Origin of the sequence: Peteryoungia desertarenae (assembly GCF_005860795.2) — a bacterium.
Lineage (GTDB): Bacteria > Pseudomonadota > Alphaproteobacteria > Rhizobiales > Rhizobiaceae > Allorhizobium > Allorhizobium desertarenae.
Genome location: NZ_CP058351.1, coordinates 144,618 through 162,935 on the forward strand (window position 1 = coordinate 144,618; position 18,318 = coordinate 162,935).

Annotated in this window: 18 protein-coding genes and 4 pseudogenes; 14 read left to right on the forward strand and 8 right to left on the reverse strand. The window is 58.2% G+C overall.

All coding sequences use genetic code 11. The features are described 5' to 3' along the window. Positions 1-28: 28 nt before the first annotated feature. A pseudogene (locus FE840_RS18060) lies at positions 29-521 on the reverse strand (DDE-type integrase/transposase/recombinase). A 167-nt stretch (positions 522-688) separates the two neighbouring features. Then, the gene (locus tag FE840_RS18065) at positions 689-1,159 is read right to left on the reverse strand and encodes an Lrp/AsnC family transcriptional regulator (RefSeq protein WP_138287452.1); all 471 of its coding nucleotides are present in this window, start codon (positions 1,157-1,159) and stop codon (positions 689-691) included. A 178-nt stretch (positions 1,160-1,337) separates the two neighbouring features. On the opposite strand from FE840_RS18065, the gene FE840_RS18070 reads away from it, so the two are divergent. After that, entirely contained in the window at positions 1,338-2,510 is a 1,173-nt protein-coding gene (locus FE840_RS18070; RefSeq protein ID WP_138287707.1) for an amino acid aminotransferase, read from the forward strand. Between the two features lie 19 nt (positions 2,511-2,529). After that, entirely contained in the window at positions 2,530-3,141 is a 612-nt protein-coding gene (locus FE840_RS18075) for a DUF6198 family protein (RefSeq protein WP_138287451.1), read from the forward strand. 140 nt (positions 3,142-3,281) lie between these two features. On the opposite strand, the pseudogene FE840_RS18080 reads toward FE840_RS18075, so the two are convergent. Together FE840_RS18080 and FE840_RS20930 are read right to left on the reverse strand one after the other, a co-directional pair. Then, positions 3,282-3,542, reverse strand: a pseudogene (locus FE840_RS18080) (ABC transporter ATP-binding protein); the annotation flags it as partial. Positions 3,543-3,755: 213 nt separating this feature from the next. Next, positions 3,756-4,033, reverse strand: a pseudogene (locus tag FE840_RS20930) (ABC transporter substrate-binding protein); the annotation flags it as partial. A gap of 80 nt (positions 4,034-4,113) precedes the next feature. On the opposite strand from FE840_RS20930, the gene FE840_RS18085 reads away from it, so the two are divergent. The 5 genes from FE840_RS18085 (at position 4,114) to FE840_RS18105 (ending at position 9,513) form a co-directional block, all read left to right on the forward strand. Beyond that, complete coding sequence (locus FE840_RS18085) at positions 4,114-4,851, forward strand: GntR family transcriptional regulator (RefSeq protein WP_138287450.1); 738 nt, start codon at positions 4,114-4,116, stop codon at positions 4,849-4,851. 47 nt (positions 4,852-4,898) lie between these two features. Next, entirely contained in the window at positions 4,899-5,654 is a 756-nt protein-coding gene (gene kduD, locus FE840_RS18090; RefSeq protein WP_138287449.1) for a 2-dehydro-3-deoxy-D-gluconate 5-dehydrogenase KduD, read from the forward strand. A gap of 24 nt (positions 5,655-5,678) precedes the next feature. Next, complete coding sequence (locus FE840_RS18095; RefSeq protein WP_138287448.1) at positions 5,679-6,584, forward strand: sugar kinase; 906 nt, start codon at positions 5,679-5,681, stop codon at positions 6,582-6,584. A gap of 670 nt (positions 6,585-7,254) precedes the next feature. Further along, complete coding sequence (locus tag FE840_RS18100; protein ID WP_138287447.1) at positions 7,255-8,310, forward strand: PAS domain-containing protein; 1,056 nt, start codon at positions 7,255-7,257, stop codon at positions 8,308-8,310. A 171-nt stretch (positions 8,311-8,481) separates the two neighbouring features. Continuing rightward, on the forward strand, positions 8,482-9,513 hold the full coding sequence (locus FE840_RS18105) for a LacI family DNA-binding transcriptional regulator (protein WP_171033707.1): 1,032 nt from the start codon (positions 8,482-8,484) through the stop codon (positions 9,511-9,513). Positions 9,514-9,912: 399 nt separating this feature from the next. Here FE840_RS18105 and FE840_RS18110 read toward each other — a convergent pair whose 3' ends face one another. Beyond that, positions 9,913-10,818, reverse strand: a complete 906-nt coding sequence (locus FE840_RS18110; protein ID WP_171033706.1) for a MurR/RpiR family transcriptional regulator — start codon at positions 10,816-10,818, stop codon at positions 9,913-9,915. A gap of 80 nt (positions 10,819-10,898) precedes the next feature. On the opposite strand from FE840_RS18110, the gene FE840_RS18115 reads away from it, so the two are divergent. The 5 genes from FE840_RS18115 (at position 10,899) to FE840_RS18135 (ending at position 15,036) form a co-directional block, all read left to right on the forward strand. Beyond that, complete coding sequence (locus FE840_RS18115) at positions 10,899-11,675, forward strand: transporter substrate-binding domain-containing protein (protein ID WP_138287444.1); 777 nt, start codon at positions 10,899-10,901, stop codon at positions 11,673-11,675. A gap of 62 nt (positions 11,676-11,737) precedes the next feature. Continuing rightward, entirely contained in the window at positions 11,738-12,427 is a 690-nt protein-coding gene (locus FE840_RS18120; protein WP_138287443.1) for an ABC transporter permease, read from the forward strand. Further along, a complete protein-coding gene (locus FE840_RS18125; protein WP_138287442.1) occupies positions 12,424-13,155 on the forward strand; it encodes an ABC transporter permease in 732 nt (243 codons plus the stop codon). Before FE840_RS18120 ends, FE840_RS18125 begins: the two co-directional genes overlap by 4 nt. After that, complete coding sequence (locus tag FE840_RS18130; protein WP_138287441.1) at positions 13,148-14,260, forward strand: succinylglutamate desuccinylase/aspartoacylase family protein; 1,113 nt, start codon at positions 13,148-13,150, stop codon at positions 14,258-14,260. The genes FE840_RS18125 and FE840_RS18130 overlap by 8 nt, the downstream gene beginning before the upstream one ends. 8 nt (positions 14,261-14,268) lie before the next feature. Further along, complete coding sequence (locus FE840_RS18135) at positions 14,269-15,036, forward strand: ABC transporter ATP-binding protein (protein WP_138287440.1); 768 nt, start codon at positions 14,269-14,271, stop codon at positions 15,034-15,036. 301 nt (positions 15,037-15,337) lie between these two features. On the opposite strand, the gene FE840_RS18140 is transcribed toward FE840_RS18135, so the two are convergent. After that, entirely contained in the window at positions 15,338-15,874 is a 537-nt protein-coding gene (locus FE840_RS18140) for a peroxiredoxin-like family protein (protein ID WP_138287439.1), read from the reverse strand. A 97-nt stretch (positions 15,875-15,971) separates the two neighbouring features. Here FE840_RS18140 and FE840_RS18145 point away from each other — a divergent pair, with 97 nt between their 5' ends. Continuing rightward, positions 15,972-16,691 carry a helix-turn-helix transcriptional regulator gene (locus FE840_RS18145; RefSeq protein ID WP_138287438.1) on the forward strand — a complete coding sequence of 240 codons (720 nt, stop codon included), beginning with the start codon at positions 15,972-15,974 and terminating at the stop codon, positions 16,689-16,691. Positions 16,692-16,726: 35 nt separating this feature from the next. Here the strand turns inward: FE840_RS18145 and FE840_RS18150 are convergent, their stop codons facing one another. After that, on the reverse strand, positions 16,727-17,050 hold the full coding sequence (locus FE840_RS18150) for a helix-turn-helix domain-containing protein (protein ID WP_138287437.1): 324 nt from the start codon (positions 17,048-17,050) through the stop codon (positions 16,727-16,729). Next, complete coding sequence (locus FE840_RS18155; RefSeq protein WP_138287436.1) at positions 17,040-17,399, reverse strand: type II toxin-antitoxin system RelE/ParE family toxin; 360 nt, start codon at positions 17,397-17,399, stop codon at positions 17,040-17,042. The genes FE840_RS18150 and FE840_RS18155 overlap by 11 nt, the downstream gene beginning before the upstream one ends. A gap of 176 nt (positions 17,400-17,575) precedes the next feature. Here FE840_RS18155 and FE840_RS18160 point away from each other — a divergent pair. Further along, positions 17,576-18,289, forward strand: a pseudogene (locus FE840_RS18160) (IS6 family transposase). The last annotated feature ends 29 nt before the right edge of the window (positions 18,290-18,318 follow it).

Consider the following 18,318-nt stretch of genomic DNA (forward strand, 5'->3'; position numbering starts at 1 on the left):
GGTTGCACATGCCGCGGTGGCGGGAGCTTCAGGCAGCCATCTCAGCGGCATAGTCAGCCCACAGGCTGAATGCATCGGCCCTTGCATGGCGGTATGGGACGGCAGTCCGAGCGCAGCGGCGGAGATGGAAGATCGTGTTGATTTGGTCATGGGCTGACAGGAAGCGCTGTGCCTGACGCGGCGTCTTGAACCCACCCATGATCTTCTGGCATTTCCGGGTCAACCGGTGGGCGTTTTCGATCCTGTTGTTCAAACCCTTGTGCGCCCGATGATCGGCGTCTGGAGCGATGGTCCGGATGGGTGAGACGTCGCTGCCAAGCTTGTTCGTCACGAGGACGCGGCTGGCCAAACTGACGACCAAGGCGGTTGACCCAGAGGCGAACAGCTTCCCGGCTGACGATGACCCCGCGCTTGGCAAGCAGATCCTTCACATCGGCCGTGCTCAGGGCAAAGCGGTGACAGGCCCAGACCGCATGGGCGATGGCTGCACGCGGAAAACGAAACCCCTTCAGCCCTCGAATTGGGCCAGGCCTCTTCGTGCCGAACCGATAGCCGCAACAGGCCGATCAAACAACTTGGCAATCTGAAGCTTCCGCCATGGCGGCATCTGCAACCAACGCCGAGCAATCTGGCAATGCCGTCCCGGCACGGTCGCCAATGCAGCAGCTGTCATCACAGCATCTGGCCCTTAAGGCAGATAGCCGTAGGAAATTTTGGGGCTGTCGAAGATCATCGTCGAGCGAATGGTCTTGATTTCCGCGAGACGGTCAAATTCCTGCCAGATCAGGCGCTTGAAATCCGCCATGTCGCGGACCGAAACCTTCAGAAGAAAATCGAAATCGCCAGCAACGGCATGGATTTCCACTACTTCGACCATGCGCTTCACAAGGTTGATGAAACGTTCTCCGACCTGCGGCGTGGTCCGGTCCAGCGTGATCTCGACATAGGCCTGCAGGCCGAGGCCGACGCTTTGCGGATCGATGACGACCGTCTGGCGGATGATCCCCGAGGCGTAAAGTCTAGAAAGACGACGGGACATGGGTGCCGCAGTCAGTCCGACGCGCTCGGCCAGTTCCGCATTGCTCATCCGCGCATCACCGCGCAGGGCATCAATGATCTTGCGATCGATACGATCGAGGTCCGGGGGAGATTGGGTCATGGAAGCGCTCGCGAACTGATTATTGCCTGATCCTGAGCAAGTTTCTATGGCCGCAAGCCGATTTCGCGCAAGGCCTTGCATTTTGTTTCCCATGCCGCCGATAAATCATAGGCGACTTTGCGGTGATCTGTTGCTATCTCTTTTGCACAGGATCACACGCTTGAGACGAAGGTTCTCCATGTTCGATACGCTCGCTTCCCAGCCGAACGACCCCTTGCTGGCCCTGATCGGGCTTTATAATTCCGACAAACGTGCCGACAAGATCGACCTTGGGGTGGGCGTCTATCGCGATGACCAGGGTCGCACACCGGTGCTCAAGGCGGTCAAGGAAGCCGAAAAGCAGCTGCTTGCCACCCAGGAAAGCAAATCCTATGTGGCGCCCGAAGGGGACCGGCAGTTTCTTGATCTGCTCTGGCATCTGGTCGAAGGCGGACAAACCGGCCGGTTTGCGGCAGGTGTCCAGACGCCGGGCGGATCGGGTGCCTTGCGCCTTGCCTCGGACCTTTTGGCCCGGGCAGGCGCGAGACGGCTTCTTCTCGGTGTGCCGACCTGGCCCAATCACCCGGGCATTTTTGGTGCGACCGGGCTCAATGTTGAAACCTACCCCTTTTTCGATGTCCCGACCCAGTCGATCCGCTTCGCGGGCATGATCAAGGCCTTGAGCGGTGCACAGAAGGGTGATGCGGTCCTCCTGCATGCCAGCTGCCATAATCCGACGGGAGCGCCACTGAGCGCTGCCCAATGGGACGACCTGGCGGCCGTCATCGCGGAGCGAAAGCTGATCCCATTGATTGACTCGGCCTATCAGGGGTTTGGTGAAGGGATCGAGGAGGACGTGTACGGTCTGCGCAAGGTTTTGAGGGCGGCCGATGAGGCACTGGTGGCCGTGTCCTGCTCCAAGTCGTTCGGGATCTATCGTGAACGCACAGGTGCGATCTTCGCCGTTGCGGGTGACGCGCGGACGGCAGAGATCGCACGCTCCAACCTCGTGACCATGGCCCGTACCAGCTATTCCATGCCTCCGGATCATGGTGCTGCGGTCGTGCGCACCATCCTGTCGTCTGAAGAACTCAGGCGGGTCTGGATGGAAGAGCTTGACAGCATGCGGAACCGGCTGAATGGGTTAAGGCGGGAACTCTCCGCAGCGCTTGCCGACAGCTGGCAATTGGCACCCCAGATCGATGAACAGGAAGGCATGTTTTCCCTGCTTCCCCTGGACCAGGCCGATGTCCTGAAGCTGCGCGAGGAGCACGGTCTTTACATGCCCACGTCTGGCCGCATCAATATTGCCGGTCTGAAAAGTGCCGATATCGGGCGAGTGGCCGAAATCCTGAAGCCGCTTCTTCGCTGACGATCGGAAAGATCAGACCATGACGAACACACCTGCCGAACGGCACCGCCTCTATGAGGATGTGCTGGCGATGATCCTTGGCACACTTTTCGTCTCCTTCGGGACATTGATCTATACCCATGCCATGCTGACGGTCGGCTCATCGGCGGGGCTGGCTCTGCTCCTGTCCTATGTCACGAACTGGGGCTTCGGCCCGATCTTCTTTGTCGTCAACCTGCCCTTCTACATTCTTGCGGTCAGACGCATGGGATGGGCCTTCACGATCCGAACCTTCACCGCAGTGGCCCTTGTCTCGCTGCTTTCGAAGCTGAACAGTCAATGGGTCGATTTCGGTTACCTCGATCCGCTCTATGCGACGATCATCGGGGGAGGGCTCATCGGCACGGGGCTGCTGATGCTGTTTCGTCACCGAACGGGTCTTGGCGGCATCAATATTCTGGCGATCTATCTGCAGGAGAAGACCGGTCTCAGGGCCGGCTATTTTCTCCTTGGTGTGGATCTTTCGATCCTTGCTGCCGCCTTCTTCATCTTGCCAGCAGACCGCTTGGCTCTTTCTATCCTTGGTGCTGCAATCACCAATCTGATCATCGCGATCAACCACAGGCCCGGTCGCTATATGGGGCTGAGCTGACGAGACCGCTTACAGGGCGGCATCGACAATGATCTGGGGACTGCCTCTGGTACAGGGTTCGATCCGGGCTTCAACCCGCCAAGGCGTCGCGCAACAATGCCGGCGTGATGGCGTCATGGGTCGTGCCAGACGACACGAGCTTGCCGCTGCCCTCCGGAAAGCTGGCCCAGGTCTCGAAAGCCAAGGTCCGTGAACCCCAAGGAGGCCAATATACCATCGATTTCGACCGGTTCCTGATCTGCAACCTGCCAGTTTGTCCCCTGCTTGGCAGCAAGAAGGACGGATTCGTAGACGGTCAGCACCGCATTGGCAGCGGTATCCTGGGGCATATAGCAGATCGGGTTTGCCGTCATCTGGCCGTCCAGATGTACGACACCGTCACCCTTGATCAGTCCGGCGAGATTGATAAGCCTGCGACCAGTAAGAGCCCTATAGCGATCCCGTCCGCTCAGTGCGGTTTCACGGGATGTCAATGTGGTCATTGTGCCAACTGCGATTGCCGGGGGCGCCCGACAGGGGCTTTTGCCTCTGTCGAGCATATGCCTGTCTCGTGTGGGATCAGACGATCTCCGAACTGATCTGGCCGCTTGGCCCGAAGCCGACCGGCGCCCTGATCAATGTCCGGCCTTCAGCGAGGCGAAGTAACTGGGACGATATTCCACAGGCAGAAAACGCTCATGCATCTCCCGGAAGGTCTGGTCCGCATCGTTATCCTTGAACAGGTCCGGATGCAGCCACTTGGCGATCTGCTGGATCGCGACGAACTGGTCGGGCTGTTGTAGAACTGATGCCAGATTGCATGCACATTGCCGTCCTGCACGGCCTTGACGTCGGTGAAGGCCGGACGTGCCATCAGGACGGCGGGCTTCTTGGATGCCTCTGCCTGGTCGGCTCGATTCTTGGTCCGCACCCTGTTCCCTTATCTCAGATACTAGTATATTAATTTTCGGAGGACTGGAGGAGGGTGACTATATGACGGGCGATAAGGTCGGGCAGCGTGTTCGTCGCGCACCTGCACTTGCTCCGGACAGAAGTGCCCGCTCCACGGCACCGCGCGCGGCAAGCAGGATCTATGACGCCCTGCATTCGGATATCGTACATATGCGGTTGCGTCCGAAGACACCCCTGATCGAAAAGGAACTCTGCGAGCGTTTTGCCGTCAGTCGGACACCGGTTCGAGAGGCGCTTCTCAGGCTTTCAGACGAAGGGCTTGTTGACATATTTCCGCAATCGGGAACCTATGTCGCGCGCATACCGCGCCGCGCCCTTTATGAGGCGATCCTGATCAGGCGTGCGCTTGAAGCAACATCCTTGACCCTCGCCATGGTCGCATCAACGCCGTCAGATTTGATGAGACTGGCTGACAATCTCGACAGGCTGAAGGCTGCCGCAAGGACAGGGGACATCGAAGCCTTCCACCTGATCGACACCGCGTTTCATCGATCCATTGCCGAGATCGCCGGTTATCCGGGTATCTGGAATGTGGTCCAGCAGGTGAAGAGCCAGATCGATCGCTACAGGACGCTCACCCTGCCGCGCGATGGTCGCCTTGATCTCGTCGTAGAGGAACATCAGGCCATTCTCGATGCCATGAAACAGTCAGACTGCAAGGCCGCCGTTGAAGCCATGGATCGGCATATCGGGCGCCTCCTCCAGGAAGTCGAAAACCACCGGGATCTCGATCCCGAGCTTTTCATCGTTGAAACCTAGGCCCCGCCAACCAGGGATGCCCGCATAAACCTATCAGGAGTTATAGTATGTCGCTTTCATTTGATCTTTCTGGGCGAACAGCCATTGTTACCGGTGCCAATACCGGCATCGGTCAGGGCATTGCCGTTGCGCTTGCAAAGGCCGGGGCCAGCGTCCTCGGTGTCGGTCGCTCCTCGATGGCAGAAACAGAGGCGATGATTGCCCAAGGTCGCGGACGCTTTGCGAGCTACTCCGCCGATCTGGGCAGTATCGAGCCCGTCAACCAGATTGTCGAGGCAGCTCTCGATGAGTTCGGCTCCGTCGATATTCTCGTCAACAATGCCGGCATCATTCGCCGCGCCGACGCCATCGACTTCACCGAAGAAGACTGGGATGCGGTGATGGACATCAATCTGAAGACCGCCTTCTTCCTGTCCCAGGCCGTTGCAAAGCGGATGATACTGAACGGCAAGGGCAAGATTATCAACATTGCCTCCATGCTGTCGTTTCAGGGTGGCATCCGCATTCCGTCTTACACGGCATCGAAAAGCGGGCTGGCCGGTTTGACGCGACTGCTTGCCTGTGAATGGGCGTCCAAGGGCATCAATGTGAACGCGATTGCGCCGGGCTATTTCGTGACCAATAACACGACCGCCTTGCGAGAGGACCAGAAGCGCTCGACCGAGATCCTTGGTCGCATTCCGGCTGGCCGATGGGGTGTGCCGGAAGAACTTGGTGGTGCCGCTGTCTTTCTGGCCTCTGACGCTGCGGCTTATGTCCATGGCATCGTGCTTCCCGTCGATGGTGGCTGGCTTGCCCGCTGAGAAAGCATAGTGAAGGAACCACAGATGAAGCGCATCGTTGCTATCGGCGAATGCATGGGTGAACTTTCCGAAACCGGGACGGCTGGTCTTCTCGCCATGGGCTTTGCCGGCGATACGCTGAACACGGCCTGGTATCTTAGACATCTTCTCCCCAAAGACTGGCAGATCGATTACCTCACGGCCGTCGGGACAGATGCGATGTCTGCGCGGATGCTGAGCTTCCTCGACGGTGAGGGCATTGGCACAAGTTACATAAGGCGCATCGCAGACAAGACGATCGGGCTCTATTACATCCAGCTCAAGGATGGCGAACGGAGCTTTGCCTACTGGCGATCGGATAGTGCTGCGAAACGTCTGGCAGATGATCCACTGGTCCTGGAAAGGGCACTCGCAGGCGCAAGGCTGGCCTATGTCTCTGGTATCAGCTTTGCCATCCTGCCTGAAACCAGTCGCAACACCTTGATGGAAGCGCTGACCGTTTTCCGCGCCGGTGGCGGCAAGGTCGTCTTCGATCCCAATCTCCGACCCAGGTTGTGGGAAACCGCCGAGATCATGTGTCAGTGGATTACCAGGGTCGCCGGCATCTCAGACCTTTGCCTGCCGTCATATGACGATGAGGCGACCTGGTTTGGAGATGATGGTCCAGACGAGACGGCGAAACGCTATCGATCAGCGGGTGCCGTCCAGGTTGTTGTCAAAAATGGTGCTGATCCTGTCATTGCAACATCGGCGCGTGGCGTAGAGAGCTTTTCGATCGAAGCGGCAAGCTCTGTTGTCGACACGACGGCGGCCGGTGACAGCTTCAACGCAGGCTATCTGTCCGCAATCCTCTCCGGGCGCCCTTTGTCAGATGCCATATCTGCAGGTGCTGCATTGGCGAATCGCGTGATTGCCCAGAGGGGAGCCCTGGTCGCCAGCGCCTTCGGCTGAGCCTCACGACCCGGTGATCGTGAAGTAAATCCAGGCCAGTGCAAAACTTGCAACTAGTCCCGCCCATGTGACGAGTCGCTTCGCAGCCGGTGCCATCTGTTTGCGGGAGGATTTTTCCTTTGGCTCCTTGGGTTCCGGTGGGCGTTCAAACTTGATGACATTCGACATGGATTTCCAACTCGCAAGCGGGGGGTGACGCAACAGGAAAAGACTATAATCTTTTCCTCAACCAAGTCCTACCGACAATTGATGAGGATGCTCCGTCATCAGCGAATCGTCGGTGACGGAATTGCTGTTGCCATTCATATCGCCACCTCTGAAACGCACTCCCCAGGGTCTGGACCCGGTTTCGTCCCCAAAGAGCTGCATTTCCATTGCGAGCGATCACCGCTCAGCTGTGACCTGTGATCGCTTTGAGCGACTTGCAAAGAATGAAAATGCGTCATGCGACAGGATTGTCGCAATTCTGATAAAAATCACCCTTCAATAATGACATTTACGTGAGCGAAAGCGCTTGCGTGATCCTATCACGCTCGTTAGCGTCTGCGAAAGTAAGGCTTTAACACAGGGCGCGGGGGCGCATATTCCTGAGCGGCAGACAGCATTTTCAATGCTGCCCTCCGCTTATGAGGCTGTGGTCGTCGTGGGCGAGCATTCATAGGACAGAAAATTGTCAGAGACGCTGGGGGATAGGGCCGTTGCAACGGGACGGATGGTGGCCGGGGTGTCATCCATGCATTTTCTCAAACTCGTGGAGCAACACCAGAATATCGGTTTCTGGTCTTGCGAGGTGGAAAGCGGTCTCTCAAGCGCCTCACTGGGCGTCTTCAAACTGTTGTTGATCGATCCGACCGAAAACTTCAGCCTGGCCGCAATGATCGCCCTACTGCATCCGCAGGATAGGGGGTTAAACGACGATCTCTGGGAGAAGGTGAAGGCGGGAACACCCAGTCACCGGACCTTCAGGATCATCCGCCATGATCGGAGTGTCCGCTGGGTCGAAAGCATGATCGAGGTTCTGCTGGACAGGGACGGCAAACCCACGCGTGCGCTCGGCATGCTCGTCGACATTACCGAGCAGCACGAATTGAGGCAGTCGCTGGAACTGTGCCAGGAGCGTTATCGGGTGCTCGTCCGATCGGTTGCGCGAATGGAATGGCGGACCGATCAGAGGGGGAGGCCGCAATTCAACAGTGCCTGGACGGCGATTACGGGACAGACTGAGACAGACGCCACCAATGAGGGTTGGCTGAACGCGGTTCATCCGGACGACAGGCATCGGACAATTCGGCTGTGGCGGGAGGCGCATGATTTGCAGGCGACCTTTTCCGCGTCGTTCCGACTGGCGCGCGTGTCGGGTCAATATGACTGGTTTCACGTCAGGGCCGTTCCCATGATGCGCAATGACAGGTCGGTGGTCGAATGGGTTGGCGTTCTCCTGCAACAGGATGAGTTCAACCTTGTGCCAAGGGATGAGGCGGTTGAGGCGGACTTCATCAATGCCAGACAGATCAGGGCGGCAAGGGCAAGCCTGAACTGGACGCTGGAGGAACTTTCCAGCCGTTCGGGGGTGTCCGTCTCGTCCATTCGCCGAATTGAAGGCGAAGCGCAGCATGTGACACGCAAATCTTCGCTGGAAGCCCTTCGAAAGGCATTCGAGAAGCAAGGGATCGAATTTACCCGAAACGACAGCGGTCGCTGCAGTATAGCATTCATTGCAGATTGAGTTGTTGCTATGCGATAAATGGATGAATTTGCCTGCAAGACGTACTTCTGTCTTGCAGCTTCGTTTCGCCGTGTTATTGTCACTGCAGTCAGCTGCAACGTTACTGTTGGCGCAAAGGATCGTTGGCATGAAAAAACTTCATGTTTTTTCCCGTTGCGCGGCGAAGCGCCCATGACGACGATTGCCGATGTGGCTCAGCGCGCAGGCGTATCTCCTTCAACTGTCTCACACGTCATCAATGGCACGCGTATTGTCAGCAAGGCTTCGACGGAAGCCGTTGAAAAGGCGATCATTGAAACCGGTTACTCGATGAACGGCCTCGCGAGATCGCTTGCACGGTCCCGCAGCAACAGTATCGGCGTCGCAGTACCGGCGATCGGCAATTCCTATTTTGCCGAGATCATTCGCGCAATCGAGCTCGAACTCCTGGCGGTTCGGACCACGGTTTTCCTGATTGATACCGGCGATGACCCTGAAAGTGAGTTGAACCGCATCAGGGCGCTTCACCAGCATCGGGTGGATGGGGTCATTCTGGCACCGACGGGACGAGGCGAAGGGAGTGCCATGCATTACCTCCACCAGAATGGTGTGCCAACCGTCCTGATCGATCGCCTTCAATGTTCGAACCTGGATCAGGTGGGGATCGACAATACCAATGCCGTCTTCACTCTGTTTGACCATCTCGCGCGACTTGGCCATCATGCGATCGGCTTTGTGGCAGGGCAATCAGGAGTTGCAACGACTGAGAGCCGTATCGCGGGGTTCAAAGCCGCGATCATGGCGCATAATCTGCCGGCTGAAGACTGTCCCTCGACGACTGGATGTCCCACAATAGATGATGCAGCCCTTGCAACCGGCCAACTCATGCGGTCGTCGCGCCCTCCAACAGCGCTCATCGGTGGCAATAATGTTGCAACGCTCGGTATCTTGCGGTGTCTCAACAAGCTTGGCCTCAGCGTTCCAGACGATCTGGCTGTGGTGAGCTTTGACGATTTTGAGTGGGCAGACTGTTTTAAGCCGCAACTGACCGTGCTGCGTCAGCCGGCACGCCAGATCGGCGAACAGGCTGCAAGGCTGCTTTTGAGCCGTATTGCAGGAGATGTGTCGGGGCCACGGTCTATCGAGCTTCAGCCAGAATTCGTTATTCGCAGATCATGCGGGTCAATTGCTGTATGTCGCGGAAAAAATGGACATTCTACCTGAGCTCGCTGAACCTGGGACTGGCTCTCATATGCGGTTTCAGGACTGTTCCAGCTCCCAACAGCTTCTGTTTCTGCACTTGTCTGGAATCCAGCGCTTTTCGCCGCAAATGCGCTGTTGGCGTGATCTTTCGCATTGAGAGACCGAGAACTGGATATAGGACACCAAAAACACTTCGGAAAAGGCCCTTCTGGCAAAACCGCTGCGCAGCCGAAGAAGGCTTCGCCCAAGCCTGGCCCCCGCATTGAAGAGCCCTCCAAGGCTATGTCCAGGCTCCGTCAATTCTGTTCTTCTTCATCAAAATCGCCGCGAGCATGAAGCCCGAAATAGTCTTGTTCAAAGCCCCCTTTGGCTGAACAGGATTAGCTTCAGATCTGGAAGCAGGATATTCGTTCACATTTATCAGGCTGATGAGGACAGATAGGCCGACATTGCTGCAGCCAGTCGGCCGGCGCGCTCGATATGGGCGGGATCGGAAACCAGAAATTCCGAGACAAGGGCTTCGATGAGAGCAAGCGCGGGCAATGAGGATGAAGGCAAGAGTGGATGCGGTGCCGGTGCAAGAAGCAATGTCGTGGCCATTGCTGCCAGAGGTGACGCGATGGAATCGGTCAGCGCCACAATGCCAGCACCTGCCCGCTTTGCTGCGTTGGCGAGCTCAGTGACATCTGCCGAATAGCGTGGAAAGGCGAGTGCGATGACGAGATCGCCTTTACCCGCACTCATCAGCCGACCTGCGGCCACTTCCGTTCCGCCATATTGCACGACATTGACCACGCCATCGCGATAGGGTTGGAGGCCAAGGGTGAGCATGGCTGCAAGATGCGATGACAGCCCGAAGCCCATCACCCAGACGTTGCGTGCCTCCTTGATCGACATGGCGACCTCGCGGATCGTGTGAGCCGTCTGCGGATCTGTCAGGGCTTCAATGGATCGAAGACCGTTTGCGAGACTTGCTTCTGCCGCCCCATGTCCTGCGCTGCCCTTGTCCAGTTCCGCACCAAGCTTGTTTACCGGCGCAATGAGCGCATGCACGGTCTCGCCGACAGCCGCGCGAAATTCGGCATAGCCGGAGAGACCGAGATCACGCACGTATCGACTGATCGTGCTTGCGGAAATCGTTGATTGCCGGGCGACCTCTTCGATCCCGTGGGTGGCAACGAATATCGGGTCTCGCAAGATGAATTCCGACAGGCCGCGCTGGGAAGGCGAGCCTTCGGCCAGAAGAGACAGAACCTTCTTTCCGAGCGGAGAGGCGTTGAAGCGGCGGTCGGCTTCTGCTGACCAGGAGGACGGAGATGGTGACATGATTTTTTTCACCCATTGACTATCTGAAAATCTACTGCCATCGTCAAGCCACAGGAAACAAAACAGGGAGGTCATTTCCTATGCGCTTAAAGACAGCATGCTCTGTGATTACACTTCTTCTTGCCGCCAGCGTAGCCCATGCGGACACGCTGCGCATCGGCGTCGAGGGCAACTATCCGCCCTTCAGCCAGGTCTCCGCCGACGGCACGCTGTCCGGGTTCGACATCGAGATTGCCCAGGCGCTATGTGACGAGATGAAGGTCACCTGCGAAATGGTGCAGCAGGAATGGGATGGCATGATCCCGGCACTGAACGCCAAGAAATTCGACATTATCGTAGCCTCCATGACCATCACGGAAAAGCGCAAACAGGTCGTCGACTTCTCCGATCCCTATTATGATGTGCCTTCGCGCTTCATTGCCAAAGAGGGTGCTTTCACCGGCTATTCGCCCGAGGATCTCAAGGGCAAGACGATCATCGTGCTGCGCAACAGCCCCCGCGCTGACTATGTTGCGGCGACCTATCCCGATAGCGAAACACTACTCGTCGACAAGGAAACCGCCGTCTATCTGGAGCTTGCGGCGGGCCGCGGTGACATCGCGTTCGGATCGTCGGTGGTCTCCAGCGAAAGCTTCCTCAAGCAGTCTGAGGGCAAGGGTTTCGCGCAGGTTGGCGAAGCCATTTCCCTGACCCAAAGCACGGATGGCGGCGTTGGCATTGCCCTTCGCAAGGGAGAGGACGAGCTGAAGTCGAACATCAACACTGCGCTTGCCGAAGTGATGAGGAACGGGACCTACAAGAGGCTCTCGGCCAAGTATTTCGACTTCGACATCATGCCGAAGCCGGTCCAGCCCTGACATGTAAACGTGCATGCTGCCCCACCACATGATGTGGTGGGGCAGCATGCCTGGGAGGCCTCATGTTCCATGGATATCTGCCCATGATCCTTGCGGGGCTCGGCGTCACCTTGTCGGTGGCTTCGGTCTCGCTACTGGTTGCCTGCGTCTTCGGTCTGGCTGGCGCCGTCGCAAAGCTATCGCCGTCTCCGCTATTGCGTGCTGTTGCGAATGCCTACACGACCATTGTCCGCTCGCTGCCCGACCTGCTCCTCATGCTCGGGGTGTTTTACGGCGGTCAGATCCTGCTCAACCGGCTGGCTGATGCGCAAGGATGGGGATATATCGAAATCAATCCCTTTGCCGCTGGCACGATTACGCTCGGCTTTGTTTTCGGAGCCTATCTCACCGAGACGTTTCGCGGGGCGATCCTTGCCATTCCCCGTGGCCAGATCGAGGCCGGCCATGCCTGCGGAATGACACGCTTGCAGGTGCTCGCCAACATCACCACGCCGCAGATGATCCGACACGCCATCCCGGGCTTTACCAACAACTGGCTGGTCATGTTGAAGGCGACCGCGCTTGTTTCGATCATCGGCCTCGATGACATGGTGCATCGGGCGGGCCTGGCATCCGCAGCCACCCGGGCACCCTTTACCTTCTACGCTTTGACCGGGGCCATCTATCTCGCCGTGACCACAGTCTCGATCCTGGTCCTTTCGATGGTCGAGCGACGTTTCTCACGTGGCGTTCGTCGGGAGGCCCTTCGATGATCAATTGGCAAATCGTATCCGAGACGCTGCCCTTCTTCATTGATGGCCTGTGGATCACGCTGCTTCTTCTCGTGATGTCGATCTCGGCTGGCCTCGTTCTGTCGATCCCCCTGTCGATCGCACGTGCCTCGAGCAATCCCTGGCTGCGGATACCGGTGTGGACATATACCTATGTGATCCGGGGCACACCGCTCCTGGTGCAGCTCTTCATCATCTATTACGGCCTGCCCCAGTTCGAAGCGATCCGCGAGAGCGGGATCTGGCCCGTGCTGCGTAGCCCCTGGTTCTGCGCCTGGCTTGCCTTCACATTGAACACCACAGCCTATACGACGGAAATGTTTGCGGGCGCCATCCGGGCGACCCCGGCTGGCGAGATCGAAGCGGCGAGAGCGATGGGACTGGCACGGCACCAGGTGCTACGCGACGTATTCTGGCCCGGTGCATGGCGACGGGCTCTTCCGCAATATGGCAATGAGGTCGTGCAGATGATGCACGCGACAGCGCTTGCCAGCACCGTCACCATCGTCGAGGTTCTGCGCGTCGCGCGCGACGTCTATACCAACTATCTCGTGCTGCCGGAGAGCTTCGGCATGGCGGCCGTCTTCTACCTGACACTCACCATCATTCTCACCCAGATGTTCCGCCTGATGGAGCGTCACTATCTTCGCCACCTCGATCCACGCGCAAGCACAACCAGGTTGGTGGCCGCGGAACCCGCTCATGCATGAACATTTTATCGACATTCCAGGACGCGCGACGGGCACCATCCATCGGCTGACCTGGTTCAGCTTCGGAGACGGCAATGACGGGCCGCATGTCTATGTCCAGGGCGGCCTTCATGCCGATGAGGGGCCGGGCATGCTGGTCGCGCGGCTTCTGGTCGATCGCTTGATCGAGGAAGATAGGGCGGGCAAGATCCGCGGACGGGTGACAGTCGTGCCGGCGGCCAATCCGCTTGCACTCGGGCAGTTCCTGCATGGGGATCAGCAGGGCCGTTTCGATCACTATGACGGCCGTAACTTCAACCGCGACTATCCGGATCTGACTGCGCAGGCCATCGCGCAGCTCAAGGACGCACTCACCAAGGACCCTCAGTCGAATACGGCCCGGATCCGACAGGCGCTGCTTCAGGCGCTCGAAACGATTGCGCCGTCGGCGCCCAGCGACCGGTTGCGCCATGCGCTGATGAGGCTTGCTCTTCCGGCCGACGTGGTCATCGATCTGCATTGCGACGGCGAGGCAGAGTTGCATCTTTACACCCAGCCCGCCTCGCTTGAGAGCATCTTGCCGCTGGCCGCACTGGCGCGCTGCCGCGCGGTGCTGGTGGCGGACGTCTCCGGAGGTGAGCCGTTCGACGAGGCTCTGACAAGGCCGTGGGGCGCGATCGCTGAGGCCTTTCCCGATAAACCTGTCTCTCAGGGCTGCGTCAGTTGCACACTCGAACTAAGGGGACGCATGGATGTCGACCGCAAGGTGGCGGGAGCCGATGCGAAATCCTTGGTGGACTATCTTCGGCATATCGGCGTAATCGCCGGGAAGCCGATTCTCCCGGCGCTCTCCTGCGAGGCCACTCCGCTTGCCGGTTCCGAGGCCCTGGTCGCGCCGGTTTCGGGGCTTGTCTCCTATACGGTGTCCCTAGGCCACCACGTCCGTCAAGGCGAAGTCGTTGCCGAAATCACCGATCCCGTGACGGGGGACCTGCATCCCGTCGCCGCCGGCACATCGGGCGTCTTCTATGCGCGCCCGGCCACTCGGATCGCGGAAATCAACAAGCGGCTCGGCAAGATCGCCGGTACTCGTCCTTTCCGCAGTGGCCCACTCCTCAGCCCGTGAGACCAACCATGACGACCATGCTTTCCGCAAACAGCATTCACAAGTCCTTCGGTGCCGTCGAGGTGCTGAAGGGCGTGTCTTTGAGCGCCAGCAAGGGCGACGTTATCTCCATGATCGGTTCTTCCGGATCGGGGAAGAGCACGTTCTTGCGGTGCCTCAACTTTCTCGAGCGCCCAACTTCGGGAACGATCACCCTGGACGCTAAACCGCTCATCTGCCGCAAGGACCGCAATGGTGACCTGTTCGTGGTCGATGAGGCTGCGCTTTGCGCCTACCGGGCACGCGTCGCCATGGTCTTCCAGCAATTCAATCTCTGGGCGCACATGACTGCCCGCGAAAACGTGATGCTCGGCCCGACCCGCGTCAAGGGACTCAAGCGATCGGAAGCGGGCGAACAGGCAGACTTCTATCTTGCCAAGGTCGGACTGTCGCATAGGCGGGATGCCTATCCGGCGTTCCTCTCGGGTGGCGAGCAACAGCGCGTGGCGATCGCCCGGGCGCTTGCCATGGAGCCTGAACTCATTCTGTTCGACGAGCCGACCAGTGCGCTCGATCCAGAGCTCGTCGGCGAAGTGCTGCGTGTCATGCGAAGCCTGGCGGAAGAAGGGCGTACGATGATCGTCGTGACGCATGAAATGAACTTTGCCCGCGAAGTGTCCAACAAGGTCTTGTTTCTCAGCCAGGGGGTGGTGGCCGAAGAAGGCGATCCACAGGACGTCCTTCGCGCTCCGCAAACTGACAGGTTACGCGCATTTCTGGCGGCGCAGGCCGTCTGACAGGCATCTGTGCCACCCTTGACCAAGGATAATCAAGAACACGATTCGACAGCTGGAAAAGACCGTTATCCAATAGGCCGAGCTTGATATGCCTCAGTGTTGGTTTCCGCGCGGAAACCAACACCTGGATGGTAATTGGCCATTCCAACGCCATCGCTGCCTCTCCGGACAAAACGATGCTAACGGACTGCACTGACCTCACAAGCGGTGTCTGACCCCAGAGAAGTAACCGGTATCGCCTTCGATGCGGGCCCCACAGGGGCACAACGCCCCTGGGAGACCCCATAGACACCGTCACAACTCAGACGGGGCCGGTGTATTCACCGCGTGCGGGATAGGATTTCTCGATTGCGAAATCGACGGCCTTGATCAGTTCGGAAAAGTGCGGCCTGACGAAAGGCATGGTCTGCACCGACATGTAGTAGAGGGTCTGGTCCGGGTTTACGAGAAACAGCCCGGGCTCTGAGAACAATGCGGGCTCCTCGATTCCGATGGAGGTTTTTCCACGGGATGTCGAGATATAGAGGCCCCAATCTCGTGCCTCTTTCAAAGTGAGTTGATAGGCAACCCGCAAGGCCTTTGCATCAATCTTTCGTGCCATCTCAGCGGCCCGCTCATATGTGTCCGTCGAGATTGCGAGGGTCGAGATGCCGCGTTCGGCAAAGGACGGGGTCAGGCGCTCAAGCTCGGCAAGGTAGGTCGCGCAGATGGGACAGTGCAGACCACGATAGAAACAGAGCACAGTGCCGCGGGCTGAACCCTCAGTAGAAAGAATGAACTGCTTGCCTGTGATGGTAGGCAAGGAGAGGTCGGGTGTTTTCTGGCGGGGTATGAGCATCTGGAATCTCCTGTCTGCGAAACTTAGTTGAGATCATGATCATGCTAGTGCACTATCGAACGGTAAGAATCCCATTTATCCGACTGAGAGTCTCGTTGTGTCTCAAAGCATTCTTGATCGACTTGCGCATCTTGTTGATGGGTTATCGATCGTCTCCGTCTGCATTGGCTCCGATCCCGATGCTGCCCTGTCGATCTCTCCTGATGCCTCCCGCGTCACCATAGGTTCGAGTGAGGTGGCTGCGGTGACAGTGATCATCCACCCAGGTCGTGTGGCGAAACCGTTGCAAGCCTTGCGCGGCAAGTCCTATCAGTGCACCGGGGAAATGCAGTTCCTCGCGAGCCTGTTGGTCGAAGAGGCTACCACTCCCCGATGCGGTGCGCAGGCGTTGCTTGCGGCCTATGCGCGGGCTCTGATCATTCATGTCTTGCGGGATGAACTGGCGTCCGGCCGGATGAAGACCGGGCTACTTGCCGGTCTGGCTGATGCTCGGCTGTCCAAGGCGCTGGTTGCGATCCACGGTGATCCGGGGCGACGTTGGAACATTGAGGGATTGGCTGAACGCGCGGGCATGTCGCGCGCCGCCTTCATGCGGTCGTTCAACGCTTGTGTAGGTGAGACGCCAATGGGCTATCTCAGGCGCTGGCGCCTGGAATGTGCACGTGAAGCCCTTTTGGCAGGAGAACGCGTTGCCCGTGTTGCGAACATTTACGGCTATGCTTCGGTCGATGCCTTCTCTCGGGCGTTCCGCGCGGCAGAAGGCATGCTGCCATCAGAGTTGAGAACGAGATCGGGTCCGGCAGGAGCAAGCGAATGAGGGATCGGTCGTCGACCCATGATACCGTCATCCTCTCATGCCAGCATCTGCAGCCCGTGTTTTTGCACGATTGACAAAAGCTTGAGCGCCGGTCCGCTCGGTCGCTTGGCGCCGGTCTCCCATTTCTGGACCGTCGATTGGCTGGTGTTCAGATAGCGGGCAAAGACCGGCTGGCTTACATGATTGTTCTCGCGCAGTGCCTTGATCTCACCAGGTGTCAGTTCCCGTGGAATGACCAGGCAGTCCTCATCGAAGGTTCTCATGGTTTCCTTGTCGATGGTGCCAGCGGCATACATACCCTCGACCGCGCTATGGATCGCCTCAAATGCATCGCTCTTGAACTTGCGCTTAGTTGTCATGGTCCACCTCCAGCAATGCACCGCTCTCGATTTCAGCGTCGAGGTCGCCCTTCGTCTTGCGCCGATAGAGATCGGCGAGCGTTCGAAACGCAACCAACTCGTCGTCCTCGATGTTCGCCCGATCCTTCTTAGCGAAGAGATAGGCAAACACCCAGAACTCCCGGGTCTTTGCCAGAACGATTGATCGGTGCATGTTGTCGTTCAACCGCTTCTTGAAGACGCCTCCGCCAAGGTCGTCGGCCTGTCCGAGAGCAACCTGACGGATCGCCTTCGACAGAGCCTTGTCTGAAATGCGCGCCTTCTTCGCTGCCTTGGCAAACCACGCGGTTTTGAACACTCGTTCTGACATCGCTTTATATAGCACTTGGTGCTATATCCATCAAGGCAGGGCCGGGACCTATGCCGCTTCCCATACCTGATTCAAAATCCGGGCGGCAAGGGCCGCCTTATCCTGCGGCAGAAAGCGGCCGTAGGGAGGCGTCGCCTTAACCGCGTGGTTGGGATCGGCTTGATATTCGGGCTGTCATGACCGAAGCCCCACCTGCCCATTTCAGACGCCACCGCGTTCCCGCTGAGATAATTGCCCATGCCGTGTGGCTCTATTATCGGTTTCCGCTCAGCTTCCGCGACGTTGAGGATCTTTTGGCGGAACGCGGCATCAACGTCTCATTCCAGACAGTCTGAGAGTGGGCGGCAAAGTTTGGCCAGAAGTTTGCTCATCAACTCCGCCGCCGCTCACGAGACCACTTTGCCGACAAGTGGCAGCTCGATGAAATGGTGGTGACGATCAAGGGAAAGAAATGCTGGCTATGGCGTGCCGTCGATGCCAACGGTTACGTCCTCGATGCTCTCTTGCAAAGCCGGAGGAACAAGCGGGCAGCCCTGCGGCTCATGCGCAAGCTGCTCAAGGTTCAGGGTACCACCCCATGGGTCATGATCACCGACAAGATGCGGTCCTACTCTGCAGCAAAGGCCGAATTGATGCCGGGCGTCGAGCATCGGTCCCACAAGGGCATCAATAATCGCGCCGAGAATTCACATCTTGCCGTGCGGCGACGAGAGCGACGCATGATGCGCTTCAAGTCGGCGCGGCAATGCCAGCGCTTTGTCTCAACTCATGGCCAGATCGCCAATCTCTTCCTTCTTCACCGCAAACATCTAACCGCCGCCGATCATCGCCAGCTTCGGGCCCACGCCATCGCAACTTGGCGGGAAATCGCTTTGTTAATTGACGCGTAAAATTCTACACGAAGGAACTATCGCGTCTC

Bases quoted from the DNA above. Each gene is read 5' to 3' on its own strand.
- FE840_RS18065 (WP_138287452.1), bottom strand. From the start codon at position 1,159: ATGACCCAATCTCCCCCGGACCTCGATCGTATCGATCGCAAGATCATT.
- FE840_RS18070 (WP_138287707.1), top strand. From the start codon at position 1,338: ATGTTCGATACGCTCGCTTCCCAGCCGAACGACCCCTTGCTGGCCCTG.
- FE840_RS18075 (WP_138287451.1), top strand. From the start codon at position 2,530: ATGACGAACACACCTGCCGAACGGCACCGCCTCTATGAGGATGTGCTG.
- FE840_RS18085 (WP_138287450.1), top strand. From the start codon at position 4,114: ATGACGGGCGATAAGGTCGGGCAGCGTGTTCGTCGCGCACCTGCACTT.
- kduD (WP_138287449.1), top strand. From the start codon at position 4,899: ATGTCGCTTTCATTTGATCTTTCTGGGCGAACAGCCATTGTTACCGGT.
- FE840_RS18095 (WP_138287448.1), top strand. From the start codon at position 5,679: ATGAAGCGCATCGTTGCTATCGGCGAATGCATGGGTGAACTTTCCGAA.
- FE840_RS18105 (WP_171033707.1), top strand. From the start codon at position 8,482: ATGACGACGATTGCCGATGTGGCTCAGCGCGCAGGCGTATCTCCTTCA.
- FE840_RS18110 (WP_171033706.1), bottom strand. From the start codon at position 10,818: ATGTCACCATCTCCGTCCTCCTGGTCAGCAGAAGCCGACCGCCGCTTC.
- FE840_RS18115 (WP_138287444.1), top strand. From the start codon at position 10,899: ATGCGCTTAAAGACAGCATGCTCTGTGATTACACTTCTTCTTGCCGCC.
- FE840_RS18120 (WP_138287443.1), top strand. From the start codon at position 11,738: ATGTTCCATGGATATCTGCCCATGATCCTTGCGGGGCTCGGCGTCACC.
- FE840_RS18125 (WP_138287442.1), top strand. From the start codon at position 12,424: ATGATCAATTGGCAAATCGTATCCGAGACGCTGCCCTTCTTCATTGAT.
- FE840_RS18130 (WP_138287441.1), top strand. From the start codon at position 13,148: ATGCATGAACATTTTATCGACATTCCAGGACGCGCGACGGGCACCATC.
- FE840_RS18135 (WP_138287440.1), top strand. From the start codon at position 14,269: ATGACGACCATGCTTTCCGCAAACAGCATTCACAAGTCCTTCGGTGCC.
- FE840_RS18140 (WP_138287439.1), bottom strand. From the start codon at position 15,874: ATGCTCATACCCCGCCAGAAAACACCCGACCTCTCCTTGCCTACCATC.
- FE840_RS18150 (WP_138287437.1), bottom strand. From the start codon at position 17,050: ATGACAACTAAGCGCAAGTTCAAGAGCGATGCATTTGAGGCGATCCAT.
- FE840_RS18155 (WP_138287436.1), bottom strand. From the start codon at position 17,399: ATGTCAGAACGAGTGTTCAAAACCGCGTGGTTTGCCAAGGCAGCGAAG.